Origin of the sequence: Variovorax sp. MSC1_012 (genome assembly GCF_023667525.1) — a bacterium.
Classification (GTDB): Bacteria; Pseudomonadota; Gammaproteobacteria; order Burkholderiales; family Burkholderiaceae_C; genus Variovorax; species Variovorax beijingensis_B.
This window is the reverse complement of record NZ_CM174443.1, coordinates 3,603,209-3,617,391: the sequence shown is the minus strand read 5'-3', so window position 1 is coordinate 3,617,391 and position 14,183 is coordinate 3,603,209. Positions and strand designations below refer to the sequence as shown.

The 14,183-nt window shown below is 64.6% G+C and carries 14 protein-coding genes; 8 read left to right on the top strand and 6 right to left on the bottom strand.

Annotated features, from left to right (window positions below; genetic code table 11):
• The first annotated feature begins 248 nt into the window (after nt 1-248).
• Entirely contained in the window at nt 249-1,538 is a 1,290-nt protein-coding gene (locus L1081_RS17030; RefSeq protein WP_281148694.1) for a phospholipase D-like domain-containing protein, read from the top strand.
• A 105-nt stretch (nt 1,539-1,643) separates the two neighbouring features.
• Here the strand turns inward: L1081_RS17030 and fahA are convergent, their stop codons facing one another.
• From fahA to L1081_RS17010, 4 genes are all read right to left on the bottom strand, one after another.
• Complete coding sequence (gene fahA / locus L1081_RS17025; RefSeq protein ID WP_489413234.1) at nt 1,644-2,918, bottom strand: fumarylacetoacetase; 1,275 nt, start codon at nt 2,916-2,918, stop codon at nt 1,644-1,646.
• Between the two features lie 87 nt (nt 2,919-3,005).
• On the bottom strand, nt 3,006-4,700 hold the full coding sequence (locus L1081_RS17020) for a CocE/NonD family hydrolase (protein ID WP_489413233.1): 1,695 nt from the start codon (nt 4,698-4,700) through the stop codon (nt 3,006-3,008).
• A gap of 17 nt (nt 4,701-4,717) precedes the next feature.
• The gene (locus L1081_RS17015) at nt 4,718-5,491 is read right to left on the bottom strand and encodes a cyclase family protein (RefSeq protein ID WP_489413232.1); all 774 of its coding nucleotides are present in this window, start codon (nt 5,489-5,491) and stop codon (nt 4,718-4,720) included.
• Nucleotides 5,491-6,459, bottom strand: a complete 969-nt coding sequence (locus L1081_RS17010) for a tripartite tricarboxylate transporter substrate-binding protein (protein WP_489413231.1) — start codon at nt 6,457-6,459, stop codon at nt 5,491-5,493. The genes L1081_RS17015 and L1081_RS17010 overlap by 1 nt, the downstream gene beginning before the upstream one ends.
• A gap of 190 nt (nt 6,460-6,649) precedes the next feature.
• On the opposite strand from L1081_RS17010, the gene L1081_RS17005 reads away from it, so the two are divergent.
• The 4 genes from L1081_RS17005 to L1081_RS16990 all read left to right on the top strand — a co-directional run bounded on the left by L1081_RS17005 (nt 6,650) and on the right by L1081_RS16990 (nt 9,693).
• Nucleotides 6,650-7,357 carry a TetR family transcriptional regulator gene (locus L1081_RS17005; protein WP_489413230.1) on the top strand — a complete coding sequence of 236 codons (708 nt, stop codon included), beginning with the start codon at nt 6,650-6,652 and terminating at the stop codon, nt 7,355-7,357.
• 290 nt (nt 7,358-7,647) lie between these two features.
• Nucleotides 7,648-7,821, top strand: a complete 174-nt coding sequence (locus L1081_RS17000; RefSeq protein WP_489413229.1) for a hypothetical protein — start codon at nt 7,648-7,650, stop codon at nt 7,819-7,821.
• Between the two features lie 5 nt (nt 7,822-7,826).
• Nucleotides 7,827-7,943, top strand: coding sequence for a VapC50 family PIN domain-containing toxin (locus L1081_RS16995; RefSeq protein ID WP_489413228.1), 117 nt, complete (start codon nt 7,827-7,829; stop codon nt 7,941-7,943).
• Nucleotides 7,944-8,400: 457 nt separating this feature from the next.
• Nucleotides 8,401-9,693, top strand: coding sequence for a methyl-accepting chemotaxis protein (locus L1081_RS16990; RefSeq protein ID WP_489413227.1), 1,293 nt, complete (start codon nt 8,401-8,403; stop codon nt 9,691-9,693).
• Between the two features lie 39 nt (nt 9,694-9,732).
• Here L1081_RS16990 and L1081_RS16985 read toward each other — a convergent pair whose 3' ends face one another.
• On the bottom strand, nt 9,733-10,224 hold the full coding sequence (locus L1081_RS16985) for an SRPBCC domain-containing protein (protein ID WP_489413226.1): 492 nt from the start codon (nt 10,222-10,224) through the stop codon (nt 9,733-9,735).
• A 243-nt stretch (nt 10,225-10,467) separates the two neighbouring features.
• On the opposite strand from L1081_RS16985, the gene L1081_RS16980 reads away from it, so the two are divergent.
• From L1081_RS16980 to L1081_RS16970, 3 genes are read left to right on the top strand one after another with little or no spacing between them, the layout of a single operon-like run.
• Nucleotides 10,468-11,157, top strand: coding sequence for a dienelactone hydrolase family protein (locus tag L1081_RS16980; RefSeq protein ID WP_489413225.1), 690 nt, complete (start codon nt 10,468-10,470; stop codon nt 11,155-11,157).
• Complete coding sequence (locus L1081_RS16975; RefSeq protein ID WP_489413224.1) at nt 11,154-11,537, top strand: DUF427 domain-containing protein; 384 nt, start codon at nt 11,154-11,156, stop codon at nt 11,535-11,537. Before L1081_RS16980 ends, L1081_RS16975 begins: the two co-directional genes overlap by 4 nt.
• A 36-nt stretch (nt 11,538-11,573) precedes the next feature.
• Entirely contained in the window at nt 11,574-12,686 is a 1,113-nt protein-coding gene (locus L1081_RS16970; protein ID WP_489413223.1) for a mechanosensitive ion channel domain-containing protein, read from the top strand.
• On the opposite strand, the gene L1081_RS16965 is transcribed toward L1081_RS16970, so the two are convergent.
• Complete coding sequence (locus L1081_RS16965; RefSeq protein WP_489413222.1) at nt 12,674-14,098, bottom strand: hypothetical protein; 1,425 nt, start codon at nt 14,096-14,098, stop codon at nt 12,674-12,676. The two genes, L1081_RS16970 and L1081_RS16965, sit on opposite strands and share 13 nt — an antisense overlap.
• Between the last annotated feature and the right edge of the window lie 85 nt (nt 14,099-14,183).

The following is a 14,183-nucleotide window of genomic DNA, read 5'->3' as shown; positions in this document are numbered from 1 at the left end:
TACGCGGCTGGTCGCCCCACCTTGACGACTTGGTGGCTCTGGAAGCCGCAGGCTAGACTTCAGCTGTCGGCCAGAAGCGGCCGGTCGGCCACTCCGCAGAATTCGCGGCTTAGCACCCGTTCGAGGCCGCGCACAACGATTCCGTTCGGAGTCGAGGTGGCTTGACCTGAAGCGCGCGCACACAAACCGGCGGTTATGGTCAATCGGGCACAGATGGGCGTTGGGCACATGACAGAGAATCGACCGTCATGAGCGATGGTTTCCTTGCAACACTGTCCTGGCCTTCGGCGCTTGCCTTCGTGTTCGCGCTGCTGATCGTCGTGCTGGGCCTCGTCATCTGGTCGATCCGCCGCCATCGCGACCCGCGGCTCGTCATCGACTGCGAAGCGCCGATCACCGAGCTGCTGCCCTCGCTCTCGGGCCTGACGCAGGGCACCATCTACGAAGGCAACGCCGTCGAGCTGCTTGAGAACGGCGCCTTCTTCGATGCCATGTTCGAGGAGATCCGTGCGGCCGCCTGCTCGGTGCACTTCGAGACCTTTCTGTGGAAGGACGGCGTGCTCGGCACGCACCTGGTCGATGCGCTCGTCGAACGCCGGCGCGCCGGCGTGCCGGTGCGCGTGCTGGTCGACGCCGACGGCGGCAAGAAGATGGGCGAGGCCGCGTCGCGCCGACTGCGGGAGGCCGGCTGCCTGCTCGAGATGCATCACCCGCGCCACGTGCGCAACATCGGTGTCTTCAACGACCGCGACCACCGCAAACTGGTGGTGGTCGACGGCAAAGTCGCCCTGGTCGGCGGCCATTGCATCGTCGACGGCTGGCTCGGTGAAGGGCGGGAGTGCGATAACGTGCGCGACCTCGGCGTGCGCCTGCGGGGGCCGATCGTGCATGCGGTGCAGGCCGCCTTCAGCGAGAACTGGGTGGAAGACACTGGCGAGCTATTTGTCGGCGACGCGGTGTTCCCGCCGCTCAACCGCATGGGCGACGTGGCCGTGCACGTCGCGAGCATCAAGCCGGAAGGTTCGCCGCCGGCGGTGAAGATCTTGCACCACTTGGTGGTGTGCATCGCACGCCAGCGCATCCGCATCCAGAACCCATACTTTCTGCCCGACAGCGAGGCGATTGATGCGCTGTGCAAGGCGGCGAAGCGCGGCGTCGACGTGCGCGTGATGGTGCCGTCGGCCGAAGCTTCCGACATGCCCATGGTGCAGCACGCCGCGCACCGCAACTTCCACCTGCTGCTCGCCGGCGGCGTGCGCATCTTCGAGTACCAGAAGTGCCTGCTGCACCAGAAGGTGATGACGGTGGACGGCGCGTGGTGCGCCATCGGTTCGAGCAATTTCGACGACCGCTCTTTCGAAACCAACGACGAAATCACGCTCGGCCTGCGCGACGACGCGCTGGCCGCGCAACTGGACGCCATCTTCGAGCGCGACACGCGCGACTGCATCGAGCTGCAGGCCGACGCGTGGGCGCACCGCGGCCTGTGGCATCGCTGCAAGGACAACGTGTTCTACGCGTTCAACGAGCTGCTATGACAGGAAGCCGCGCGATCACAGATTTCCGGGCCGACAGGCGGTTGACGGCCAGGAGCGGACATCTGGTAAGCGTTGCTGGTGGCGTCCAAAAACTCTCCAGACAAGTTATAGCTTCGCCTTGCGCACGGTTGCCGTGCAATCTCCGAAGCCGATCCAACGGCGGCCCGGTTGCTCGCAGCGGCCCCGCAATATGATTGTGTCGTCATCGTGCAGGAAGAGACGTTCCTCGCCGTTTGACAGTCGCAGTGGATGCCTTCCACCTTGTGTGATTTCCAGTAGACACGCTGCCTCGCCGGTTCCGGCGCCGGACAGCGTCCCCGTTCCAAGAAGATCGCCTGCCATCAGGTTGCACCCGTTGATGGTGTGATGCGTCACCAACTGGGCGACCGTCCAATACGCCGCCTGGGCGAGGCCGGTGCGAACAATGCATTCCCCGCTCTGACCCTGAGCCCTCATTTGAGACGTCTGTAGCCAGCCCTCGAGTCTCACATCGATCGCTCCGAGTTCACGCGCCGACTGCGCCTCCAGGTAGGCCAGCGGCTGCGGTTCATCGGCCGATCGAACGAAGGGCGTGCGGAAGGGCGCCAGGGCCTCCATCGTCACGATCCACGGCGACAGCGTCGTGGCGAAACTCTTCGCCAGGAACGGCCCGAGTGGCTGCGCTTCCCAAGCTTGGAGATCACGCGCGCTCCAGTCGTTCAGGAGCGTCAGGCCTGCAATGTGCTCCTCTGCCTCGTCGATCGGGATCGCATCACCTTGCTCGTTGCCTCGGCCAATGACGATGCCCATCTCCAACTCAAAATCCAGCCGGGCGCTTGGCTGCATCGACGGCACCTCGACACCTGCAGGCTTGACTTGCCCCTTGGGTCGCGCGAAATCGCGCCCGCTGACTTGCACCGATGAGGCGCGTCCGTGATAGCCGATGGGCACCCAGCGGTAGTTCGGCAACAATGGCGTGTCGGGCCGGGACAAGCGACCGGTGTTGTGCGCATGGTGGATGCCGATGAAGAAGTCGCTATAGTTGCGGATCTCGCACGGCAGGCCCAGCTCGACCTCCGTCATTGGCACCAGCCAGGGCTTGATGCGCGCTCGGTTGCCGTTGCCGTGCATCAGGGCTAGCGAGATCGCCCGCCGCTGCGCCTGTCGCTGGGAACTGCTCAACGCCAGCCAGTGGCCCATCTCCGAACTGTGGGCGAGCCCGGCGCCATGAACATCCAGGACTTGGTCACCAATGGCTACGCCGATCGACCACGGATCGGATGCATCCCGTCGGAATCTGCCGTAAGGCAAGTTCTGGATGGGGAAAGGGGTTTCGGGCGCGTTGGCGCTCTCGACCCAACTGACGAGGTCGGGCGAGTTCGTATCGAACGGGGCGGTCAAGGTGGATCCTTCGTGGTCGAAAGTGCTGTGGGCTCGCGAGCCGACGCCCAGGTCACCTTGGTGAGGGGAGTGGCCGGGAAACGCGCTTCAGTCGTTGCGGGAGGGGATCAGCGGCAGCATCAGGTGCGAGTCGTAGGGACCGCCCGTGAGGATGGTGTTCTCGCCGCTGAAGAGGTCTGGCTTGCGATCCAGCGGGTCGGTATGCAGGAACGGCCCTGATCCCTTGCGCGGCCCTGTTGCGCCCTCGCGTTCGAAGTCTTGCGCGTCGACGCGCACCGCGAGCCGATACCCGCGCGGAAGCACGATGGACGTCGGCCAGATTTCTACCTCCACCCGATAGTCTTCGCCGGGTGTCAAAGGCTCGACCTCGGTATGCGTGTGGAACGGCTGCCCCGGCCGGGACCGCTCGGGGTCAGTCCTGCGGTGGGAGGCACGCAGCCATCCTTGCGCCACCGGCACCTGCGGATCCGTCGCCCCTCGGAAGAGCACTTCGCGGCCGTCGGGGTCATACGCCCGGACGGTGACGAAGAGGTCCATGTCTCGGGTACTCGAGCGAATCCACAACACCAATGACAGCGGCCCGGTGAATTCCACCGGCACGTCCATCGGCGCGCTCAGGAATTCGACGCCGCGCCCTGGCGCACGGTAGGTGGCCGTGGCGATTGAATCGAGAGGTTCGGATGCCAACTCCCTGCCCTGCGCATCGAGGTAAAGCTTGGTCCACTGCGTTCGAGCGATCGGCCATTCCTGCTCGAAGCGCTGTTCGAACCGGTCCGGATGGCGCACCTCCAGCATGACAGGGGGTTGCTCGTCCCATCCATTGGGCTCGTCTTTCAAGAACCTGTCGAAGAAGCGTTTCTGCATCTGCACATACTCTGGCAGGTAGAAGGATTCCCAGTGCGTGCCGCCGTGCATCTGCAGCCACTTCTGCTGCGAACCTGCGCCCAGGAATCCCTGGACGTTGCCGCGAAGATGCAGCCCCATCCCGCCCCAGTTCCCTGCGGACAGGACCGGTACCTCGATGTCCGCGAGCTTCGATGATCTTGCGGCGTACCAGTCGTCTACCAGCGGGTGCGACCTGAACTCATCGATGACATCCACCCGGTTCGCGCGAAGAGCCTCTGCGTCCAGCGCCGCGCCTGTGCTCGTCGTCCCCGTTTCCCGGTCGATGTAGGGACTGTCGGCGTTGCCGTTCTGCACCGAAAGGATCTGCTTCGGAAACCAGAGTTCGAAGAAGAAATTACCGAAGATTCCGCCGTGATGACTGGCATCGCGATAGAAGTCGCTGGCCCCTTCCCATGGACATATGGCCGCCAGATGAGGGGGGCGATGCGCAGCGACCTGCCATTGATTCATCGCGTAATAGGAGATGCCCAGTAGACCGACCTTGCCGGTAGACCATTCCTGCGTTCCCGCCCATTCGATGCAATCAGCATAGTCCTCCGTTTCCTGCGGCGACCACACCCAGAGTGTGCCGGGGGACTCGCCAGCGCCTCGGCTGTCGACCACCACGATCGCATAGTTCCAGGGTATCCAACGCTCTGGATCGGCCACCTCCCAACGCAAGTATTTTCCGGAGCTGCCTTCCGTGTCGATGCCCGGGTAGAGGCGTTTCAGTTCGTCCCACTGCGGCTTGAAGGCATCCTCGAAATGCGCGTCTTTGCCATAGGGGCCGTGCGTCATGAGCACAGGCACGGGTGCGTCCCCGTCCGGACGGAAAACATTTGCCTTGAGGACTGCGCCGTCGCGCATGCGGATCGGTGCATTTTTTTCAAAGATCATGGGTCTTCCGATCTATGTCACTGAAACAGCGCTACCGCGCGCGTCCACCCCGCCGAACCGCCGCGGATCTTGGCGGGGAAACAGGACAGGAAGAACCCGTCTGCGGGCAGCACTTCGAGGTTGTGCAACTTCTCAAGGTGGCAGTACCCGATGTCGCGGCCGGCCTTGTGACCTTCCCAGATCACCGCCGGATCCTTGTCTTGCGCGTAGCGCTCGGCGGTGTACACAAAGGGGGCGTCCCAACTCCAGGCGTCTGTGCCGGTCACGCGGACGCCGCGCTCGAGCAGGTACATCGTCGCGCCATAGCCAATGCCGCACCCCGACTGCACGAAGTCCGGCTTGCCGTAACGGCTACCTGCGCGGGTGTTGATGACCACGATCTCCAGCGGCTTCAGCGTGTGGCCGATGCGTTTCAACTCCGCCTCCACATCAGCCGCTTGCGCCACGTACCCATCCTCGAAATGGCGGAAGTCGAGCTTCACGCCCGGCTGCAGGCACCACTCCAAAGGCACTTCGTCGATGGTGATCGCTGGCTCTCCGTGGTTCATCGTGGAGGCAAAGTGCCAAGGGGCATCGAGGTGCGTGCCGTTGTGCGTGCTGAGTTCCACCTTCTCCACCGCCCACGCCTCGCTGTCGGGCAGGTCCTCGGCTTGGAGGCCTGGGAAAAACTGCGCCAGCCGGCTGAAACTCTCCGTATGGTTCATGTAGTGGATCTTGGGCGCGAACGCCGGAGGATCCGAGATCACATCGTTCTCGAGAAAGATGGAAAGGTCGACGATCTTCTTGAACATCACGAATCCATTTCAATGCCGAGTGGAGGCAGGATGCGCTGGTAGCGCGCGAACTCCTTCTCAAGGTAGGCCTTGAACCGGTCCGGCGGCATACCCGAGACCTTGTTGCCGAACGTGACCATCTTGTCCTTGAAACCGGGGTCGGCCAGCGTCTTCGCGACGCCTTCGTAGAGTGCGGCCAAGACCTGGGGCGGCATCTTCGGCGGCGCGAGCATCCCGATCCATGCAGGAATGTCGATGTCGGGCATACCCAGTTCCGCGAACGTAGGCACGGTCGGCAACGTCTCTGCGCGCTGGGCCCCCGTGATCGCGAGAGCCTTGATCTTCTTGGCTTCGATGTACTGCATCACCGACGATGGCGCAATAAAGGAGACGTCCACCACGCCGCTGATCAAATCCGTGAGAGGCGTTCCCTTGTAGGGAACATGGATCAGATCGATCCCGGCCTGTTTGGCGAACAGGGCACCGACCACATGGGTCGTGTTTCCGTTGCCCGCCGACGCATAGCTCAACTTGCCAGGTTGCTTCTTTGCCGCGGCGACGAATTCGGTCAAGTTGTTGAATGGCCCGTTCGTCCTATGCAACAGCGCGAAGCCGTAGGTCGAATACACCATCGACACGGGCGTGAAGCCATCGATCGGGTGGTAGGGCAGCTTCTTCATCAGCACCCCATTCGTCAGGTGCCCGCCGGTGGTCCAGAGCACCACGGAGCCGTCGGGCTTCGCACGCGACACCTCTGACGCACCGATGGTGGTGGCCGCGCCGGGCTTGTTGTCGACGATGCACTGCCGACCTGTCACCTTTTGATAGGTGTCCGCAAAGATGCGCGTGATCCCGTCGAGGGCGCCTCCGGCGGGGAACGGCATCACGATCCTCATCATCTCGGGCAGGTCCGTCGGCGCCGCTCTCGACATGGGGGCCGCGAGGGCGGCAGCGACGCCTGCAAGCGCCTCTCTTCGATTCAACATGGGGCTTGTCTCCTATGGCACCGGACGGCGCTGACTACGCCGGAAGCCGGGCACGGTCGCATTCTAGGCAGATAAAACATCTGTTTCAATCGAGTGTTTATACGGATCTCCGCCTCTGTTTTGCGTGATTGAAACAAGTGATTGACTGGATGATGCAGAATGTCGCGTGATCATCGCGAGGCGTGCCGCCGTGGCACGCATTGACCTAACCCTTTTGCCTCCTGCGGAAATGCCAGGACGAACGCTCCCTTCATCCGATCGCCTCACCCGGCAGAAGATCCTCGATTCCGCCTTGGCCCTGTATGCCGAGAAAGGCATAGACGGGGTGCCTGTGCGAACGCTGACCAGCCATGCGGGCGTCAACGTCGCGGCGATCCACTATCACTTCGGAAGCACCGAAGCGCTGGCCGAGGCCCTTTTTGATGAGCTGTCAGCGCGCGTCAACAAGCGCCGCACCCTGGCCCTGAAAGAGATCACAGCGGCAGCTGGTACAGCAGGCACACGACTCGAAGTCAGGGCGATCGTCAGAGCTTTTGTCGCTCCGTACGTCGGGGTTGGCGCTGCAACTGAGGGGCAGTTGCTTGCGCAGTTGATCCTGAAGCACCGCCTCTCTCCTTCGCCGATGACGGAGCGGGTCATCAAGAAGCACTTCGACCCGATGGCCAAGCAGTTCGTAACGGCCCTTCACGAGGCGGTGCCCGAGATTCCGTTGAGCCTGATGTACCTTCGGTACATGCTGATGGTCAGTACCGTGGTGCTCTTCCTGACCGACAGGGGTCGACCTAGTCGCCTTCATCGCCTCTCGGGCACAAGGGCTGAAATAACCGACAAGCAGGCCATCGCGAAAGCCCTTGTCGACTTTGTCGTTGGTGGCATCCTGGCGCCCGCATCTTCTTAGGTACGCGCTACCCCAGCAGCACTTTGTCGATGGCGATGGTATGGAGCGCGTTTCGCCGCCCTTCACCAACACAACGTACCGAATGCCCGCTTTCGGAGACCATCAACTTCCGCTTGGAGCGAGGGCCAATGTCTCAGATGGTTAAGGGTTGTCCGACACCTGCCCGTGTGAGACCACGAACCCGCGCGCGACGACGGCCTGAGGGCAGGTGTTGGACAACCCTTAACCAAAGCCGAAGTTCGAATCGCTCGAAAGCGGCCGCTCGCCGCCGCCTCAAGTACCGGATCTCGATGCGCAGCGTGCTGGCGACTGCGATTACTGGGCACGCGGATGCGATCGTGACGTGGAACGAAAAAGGACTTTCCCAGGAAGTGCGGGACCCGTTCGGCATCGAGGTACAGCCCCCTGACGAATTCGCCCTCAACCAGTTGATGCTGGAGAAGCTCACGCCCTCGCGGCTTTGAAGCGAATGCGCGAGCGCTGGGCCCGGCCGCAGTACGACGCGATCGCGTTGGTCGCGCTGCTCGAGAAGCGCGGGTTGCCCCAGACTGCAGCGCACCTGCGCGATGTTGTGGGACTCATCTAGCCGGCTTGGTGCACCGCCGCGCGTAGCTTGGCGCGCCGATTCGCAAGTGGGATAATTCTGTTTCGGCGGCCCGTTTGTCTCTGGTGTGATGCCTGAAACATGGGGCTGCTTCCGGCAGTTTTGGTGTACCCAAACGTGTACCCGGCAGATTGGACGAATTGGTGAAAGCGAGTGCTGGTGCGGGTTGAAGGCGATTTTAAGATTCCGCCCCAGCCACCATTCATCATTTTGAGGTCGTCCGCAGGCGACCATCAAAATCAAAAAAGCCCTTAAGCAGATCAGCTGCTTGGGGCTTTTTTTCGTTCCAGAGCAGCCAGCAGCGTTCCGCGACAAGCCGGGCGCTCGTGGAGCGAACCCCGGGTTTACGCCTAGACCCGCACCCTCAAGTTCCGCCGCAGCACTGCCGATATACCAGGCAACCTGGCCTCCGCATCGGCGGCCGTCACGGGAAAAGCACATGCGCAATTGGAAGATCAGTGCCCAGCTGGGCGCGGCGTTCGGTATCGTGTTGCTGTTGATGGCGACGGGGCTCGTGATCGGCATCGCGGGCCTTCAGGACATCGCCGGCAGTGGCGGCGCCCCGGAGCTCGCAGGGCTCATCGCTTCGACGCGGAACCTCATGGCGGGCTTCGGGGTCGCTGCGCTGCTGGCGGGCGCGGGCTGCAGCATCTGGCTCGCGCGCAGCATCATGCAGCCGCTTGGCGAGGCGATCTTCATCGCCGAGACCGTGGCCTCGGGCGACCTCAGCAAGGAATTCGAGACCGAGCGCGGCGGCGATTTCGGGCGGCTGCTGCGCGGCATGGGCGAGATGGAAGACACCCTGACGGACGTGGTGACGCGCATCAAGGCATCGACCGATTCGATCGTGGTGGCATCCGGACAGATCGCTGCCGGCAACCAGGAACTGTCCTCGCGCACAGAAGAGCAAGCCAGTTCGCTGGAGCAGACCGCGGCCTCGATGGAAGAGCTCACGAGCACCGTGAAGCAGAACGCGGACAACGCGCGCCAAGCCAACCAGCTCGCGCTCTCGGCCTCCGAAGTGGCCGTGAAGGGTGGCAGCGTGGTGGGGCAGGTGGTCGACACCATGGCGTCGATCAATGCTTCGTCTCGGAAGATCGTCGACATCATCGGCGTGATCGACGGCATCGCGTTCCAGACCAACATCCTGGCGCTCAATGCTGCAGTCGAAGCCGCGCGTGCAGGCGAGCAGGGCCGCGGCTTCGCGGTCGTCGCGTCGGAAGTGAGAAACCTCGCGCAGCGCTCGGCTGCGGCGGCCAAGGAGATCAAGGGCCTGATCGACGATTCGGTGGGCAAGGTCGACGTGGGCAGCGCGCTCGTGGGCGAGGCCGGCAAGACGATGGAAGAGATCGTGAGCGGCGTGAAACGCGTGACCGACATCATCGGCGAGATCACGGCGGCCAGCCATGAGCAGGCCCAGGGCATCGAGCAGGTGAACCAGGCGATTGCGCAGATGGACCAGGTGACGCAGCAGAACGCGGCGCTGGTCGAGGAGGCGGCGGCTGCGGCCCGGTCGCTGCAGGAGCAGGCCGACAGCCTCTCGCAGGTGGTCGCAACCTTCAAGCTCGACGACGACGACGAAGAGGAACCCGCCGCGGCGCCGCCCCTCCAGGCGCGTGTCGTGCAGCCGGTCCAGCCGGCCCGGCGTACCCTTGTCGCCGCACCGCAGCACAAGCCGGCGGCTGCCATCGCGGGAACATCCGCTGCCAGCGGAGACTGGGAGACTTTCTAAGCCCGTGCGTGCGCGCCGGCCGCGGGCGGCAATGAACGGTCAGGCCGGCTGCCAGCCAGCCGTGTGCGCATCGGGGTTCTTGTCCGCGACTAGATTCAGCTTGATGCCATGCTCAAGGAACGCCTTGAGCCCTGCAAGCGTCCAGGTGAAGCCCTGAGTCGACTCGGCAACGTACTTGAAGAGTTCGTCTCCGTCACCCGTCCAGCCAGACTCCGTGATGACGACATAGGTCGTGCCATCCTCGCGTGCGAAAAACTTCCATTCGACCGTCGTACGACCGCTGTATCCGTCCCACTCGATCACGATGCGCTCGTTGGGTTCAATGTCTTTCACGAGCACCGATGTGGATGCTCCATACATCTCCCAGTCCCATCTGACTTCATGACCGGCCTCGAGCCGGCCGCTGCTTTTGGTGAACCAGAAGTTGGTTGTCACACGGGGGTCGATGAACGCCCCGAACACCTCTGCCACGGGCTTGCGGATGAGCATCTCCGTTTGCGCGACAGGTGCTTTGGTGATCTCGACTTTCATGGTGGCCTCCGTGGCAGGACTCGATGCGGCGCCTGCCAGTCGATCTTGGCATGAAGCGCCTCGCACCATGGGCGCTCGGTGCCATGGACCCACCTGCAGCGCAGTTTTCTTTCAATATGCAACGCTCCACTGCACCTACGCGAATGTGAGCATCGCCCTACAGAAGAATCGCCGCAAAAAAATAAGGTGACCGATGGCGAGGCCGAGCAAAAGTGTGAAGTGCCTCGCGCAAAGGAAGCCAAATTGGACCCCCCATCCAGAACCTTCGAGCGCCGCGCGCTCCGAATTCCGCTGCGCTCTTCCGTGACGCTGGAGGCCGACCTGTGCCTGCCGGCGACCTCGCGCGGGATCGTGCTGTTTGCGCATGGCAGCGGAAGCAGCCGCTTCAGCCCGCGCAACCGCCAGGTCGCGGAGAGCCTCAACGAGGCGAAGCTGGCCACGCTGCTCGTCGACCTCTTGACCTCCGACGAAGAGGCCGTCGACGAGCGCACGCGTGAGCTGCGCTTCGACATCGACATGCTGGCCGACCGGCTCGTCGGCCTGACCGACTGGCTGAGCGACTACGAGGCCGCCGCGGGCCTGAGGATCGGCTACTTCGGTGCGAGCACCGGCGCAGGTGCCGCGCTGGTGGCGGCGGCGCAGCGGCCCGATGCGGTGCACGCCGTGGTTTCGCGCGGCGGGCGGCCCGACCTGGCCGGGCAGGCGCTCGAGCGCGTGCGTGCGCCGACGCTGCTGATCGTCGGCGGCAACGACGGGCCGGTGATCGACATGAACTGGCAAGCCCTTGCGGCGCTGCGCGGCGAGAAGCGGCTTTCGCTCGTGCCCGGTGCGACGCATCTTTTCGAAGAGCCCGAAGCGCTGGGTGCGGTGTCGAAACTGGCGCGCGACTGGTTTCGGGACCATCTCGATCCCTCCAGGAGTACGAAGAAATGAGCAAATCACCAGGACACCAGAAATGGCCTGACCACCAGGTGCGCGAAGAGCCGCTTCGCCAGCCGATGGAGGTCGAGGTCGAAGGCGTGGTCGTCGCGAGCTCAGCGGACGTGATCAAGGTTGTCGAAGACAAGTCGCCGGTGCGCTACTACTTTCCGCGCACCGACGTCCGCACGGACAAATTGAAGCGTTCGCAGACCACGTCCGAATGCCCGTTCAAGGGCACTGCGAGCTACTACAGCCTGAGCGTGGGCGAGCGGCAGCTCGACGATGCGATCTGGTCGTATGAAGATCCGTACGACGAGCACCAGGCGCTGAAGGGCCGCATGGCCTTCTATGACGACAGGCTGCCGGAAATCCATGTCCGCCCGAAGAGCTGACGCGCTGCAACGCATGAAGAAGAAGGTTGCCCGCGCATGAGTGAAGCACTCGGCGCTCTGGCCGATGCAACGCTGCTGGGGCTGGCCGTGCCTGACCTGGCGCTCGCCGCGGCCGCCGCCCTTGCCGCCTACCTGGCGATGCGGCTGGTGCTGCGCTACATGATCGGGCGGATGCGCGGCATCGCGCAGCACACGAGCAATCGCGTCGACGACACGGTGGTCGAAGTGCTGGCCGGCACCAACCGCGCATTCCTGGTGCTGGCCGCGCTGCTCGTCGGCGTGGGCATGCTCGACCTGCCCGAGCGCTGGAACCAGCGCGTCGGGCAGCTCTGGTTCATTGCGCTTGCGCTGCAGGCGGGCCTGTGGTTCACCCGGGCCATCGGCTTCGGGCTGCGCCGCTACGAGCAGCGCCATTCCTCCGCGAGCATGACGCAGGTCAGCGCGTCGGCCACGCTGATGTCGTGGTCACTGCGCACCGTGCTGTGGGCTGTGATCCTGCTGGCGGTGCTGTCGAACCTGGGTGTCAACATCACCGCATTCGTGGCCAGCCTTGGCGTGGGCGGCATTGCGATTGCCCTTGCGATGCAGAACATCCTGGGCGACCTGTTCGCCTCGCTGTCCATCGCGGTCGACAAGCCGTTCGAGGTGGGCGATGCGATCGGCATCGGCGATCTCTCGGGCACAGTGCAGCACGTGGGGCTCAAGACCACGCGGCTGCGCAGCCTGAGCGGCGAGCAGATCGTGATCGGCAACACGGACCTGCTCAAGCAGACCGTGAAGAACTATCGCCGCATGGACGAGCGCCGCGTCGCCTTCAAGTTTGGCGTGAGCTATCGCAGCACGCCCGAACAGCTGGAAGCCATCCCGGGCATCGTGAAGCGGTTGATCGAGTCGGGGTCCTCGCTGCGGCTGGACCGCGTGCACTTCCAGGCCTTCGGCGAAAGCTCGCTCGACTTCGAGGTGGTGTACTTCGTGACCACGCCGGACTACGGGCTCTACATGGACGAGCAGCAGCGCCTCAACCTGCAGATGATGCGCGAGTTCGCGCGCCTGGGCGTGGAGTTCGCGATTCCGGCGCGAACCCTGCATGTGCTGTCGCCCGAGGGCCGACGCGCGGTGGCGAAGGAGCTGGCCACTCAGGAAGAGTAGGAACGCTGCAGGCACTGTGCCACCGACGCCAGCAGGTCGTCCGGATGCAGCATGGCCGCGCGTGCCTTCTGCGCGGTTTCGTACTGGTGCAATGCGGCCTGCAGCCGCGGTGCCGTGGCCAGCGCGTGCCAGACCGGAGCCAGCACGGCATGCGACGGCGCCTCGCCGCGCGCGAGTTGCTGCGCAAACGCGAGGCTCGCGGGCTCGGCGAGCAGCACGGCCTTGGTTGCGGCGCCCAGCGGCTGCGGCAAGGCTTCGGGCGGTGCCGAGCAGCAATAGATCACGTGGGGCGGCAACAGGCGGCGGATCGGGCGCAGGCCCTGCAGCGAGGCGCCGGCGATGCGCTGCTCGCCGTCGGCCGATGCAAAGGCGTAGACCGCTTCGGCGCGGGCCTGCGCAAGGCGCCGCAGGCCGCGCAGCAGGCGCGGAAAGTCGGACGTGGCCGCGGCGGGCGATGCCTTGGTTTCGGCAAGAAGAACGAGGTCGGCGCCGCCACCCGCTTCGTCGCGTGCGTCGCCGCGCACGATGGCAGCGTCCCATTCCTCCTTGGCCTTGTTCGCTTCTCCCGGAAACCCGCGCGGCGTGCGAAGACCGCGTGCGACGCGGTAGCTGGCGACTCCCTTGCGATGGCGGTTCAGCATGTCGGCGATCTTGCGGAATGCCTCGACCGCGGCGTGTTCTGCGATCCGGCCCTGCTGCGCCGATGCGCGCCCTTCGGCGGCCGCGGCATCGCTGCCCGCGAGCGGTCCGCGCCGTTCGCACAGCGCCTGGTAGCGCTGCACGCTCTCGAGCCGGAACAGCTCGCTGCCGCGTACCAGCCGCTGCAGCGCGGGGCTGGAGTGGATCGCATCCAACGGCATGCGAAAGTTTTCGGGGCCCGGGAGTTCCTGTGCGAGCAGCTGCCCGATGGCCTCTGCAAGCTCCGCCCAAGCTCCCGTTGCCGCAAGGCCGTGCAGTCGGCCCAGCGCATCGCGCAGGGCGCCGGCTGCCTCGCGCCGCAGCTTGCCGGGGTGCGCGATGGCATCGACCGCCATCCTCAGGGTGCGCCGATCGGCCGCGCGCTGCCGGGACAGCTGCACATGTTCATGCACCTGCGCGTCCCGCGCCTGCAGCATGGCGGCCTGGAACGCCGGGTCGCCGTATTCGGGCGCGAGCGCCTCGCGGATCAGCTGCGCCAGCGCGCGGGTGAAAAGCGCCTGGATGCCGCCGTGGCTGGGTAGCGTTGCGGGCGATGCCTTCTCGATGCGCGCAGCCTCGATCGCAAAGGCGAGCGTGGCTTCGGTGCCGCCGGCCACGGCCGCCTCGGCATCGGCCGGCAGCGGCGGCAGGCGGTACCTGCGTGGTGCCGTGCGCAAGGCAGCCAGGAGAAGCGCGTCGAGGTGATGCTGTTGTTGCTGCTGCTGCAAATCCATTCGAATCCTGCTGCTGGATGCCCTCGGGTTTCTGGGCGGAAGCCGCCGTCCACTCTACGCCGCCCGGGCGCCTTGGCGCAGGCGG

Coding starts and splice junctions, on each gene's coding strand:
- L1081_RS17030 (WP_281148694.1), top strand. CDS start 249: ATGAGCGATGGTTTCCTTGCAACACTGTCCTGGCCTTCGGCGCTTGCC.
- L1081_RS17020 (WP_489413233.1), bottom strand. CDS start 4,700: ATGATCTTTGAAAAAAATGCACCGATCCGCATGCGCGACGGCGCAGTC.
- L1081_RS17015 (WP_489413232.1), bottom strand. CDS start 5,491: ATGTTCAAGAAGATCGTCGACCTTTCCATCTTTCTCGAGAACGATGTG.
- L1081_RS17010 (WP_489413231.1), bottom strand. CDS start 6,459: ATGTTGAATCGAAGAGAGGCGCTTGCAGGCGTCGCTGCCGCCCTCGCG.
- L1081_RS17000 (WP_489413229.1), top strand. CDS start 7,648: ATGCGCAGCGTGCTGGCGACTGCGATTACTGGGCACGCGGATGCGATC.
- L1081_RS16995 (WP_489413228.1), top strand. CDS start 7,827: ATGCGCGAGCGCTGGGCCCGGCCGCAGTACGACGCGATCGCGTTGGTC.
- L1081_RS16990 (WP_489413227.1), top strand. CDS start 8,401: ATGCGCAATTGGAAGATCAGTGCCCAGCTGGGCGCGGCGTTCGGTATC.
- L1081_RS16985 (WP_489413226.1), bottom strand. CDS start 10,224: ATGAAAGTCGAGATCACCAAAGCACCTGTCGCGCAAACGGAGATGCTC.
- L1081_RS16975 (WP_489413224.1), top strand. CDS start 11,154: ATGAGCAAATCACCAGGACACCAGAAATGGCCTGACCACCAGGTGCGC.
- L1081_RS16970 (WP_489413223.1), top strand. CDS start 11,574: ATGAGTGAAGCACTCGGCGCTCTGGCCGATGCAACGCTGCTGGGGCTG.
- L1081_RS16965 (WP_489413222.1), bottom strand. CDS start 14,098: ATGGATTTGCAGCAGCAGCAACAACAGCATCACCTCGACGCGCTTCTC.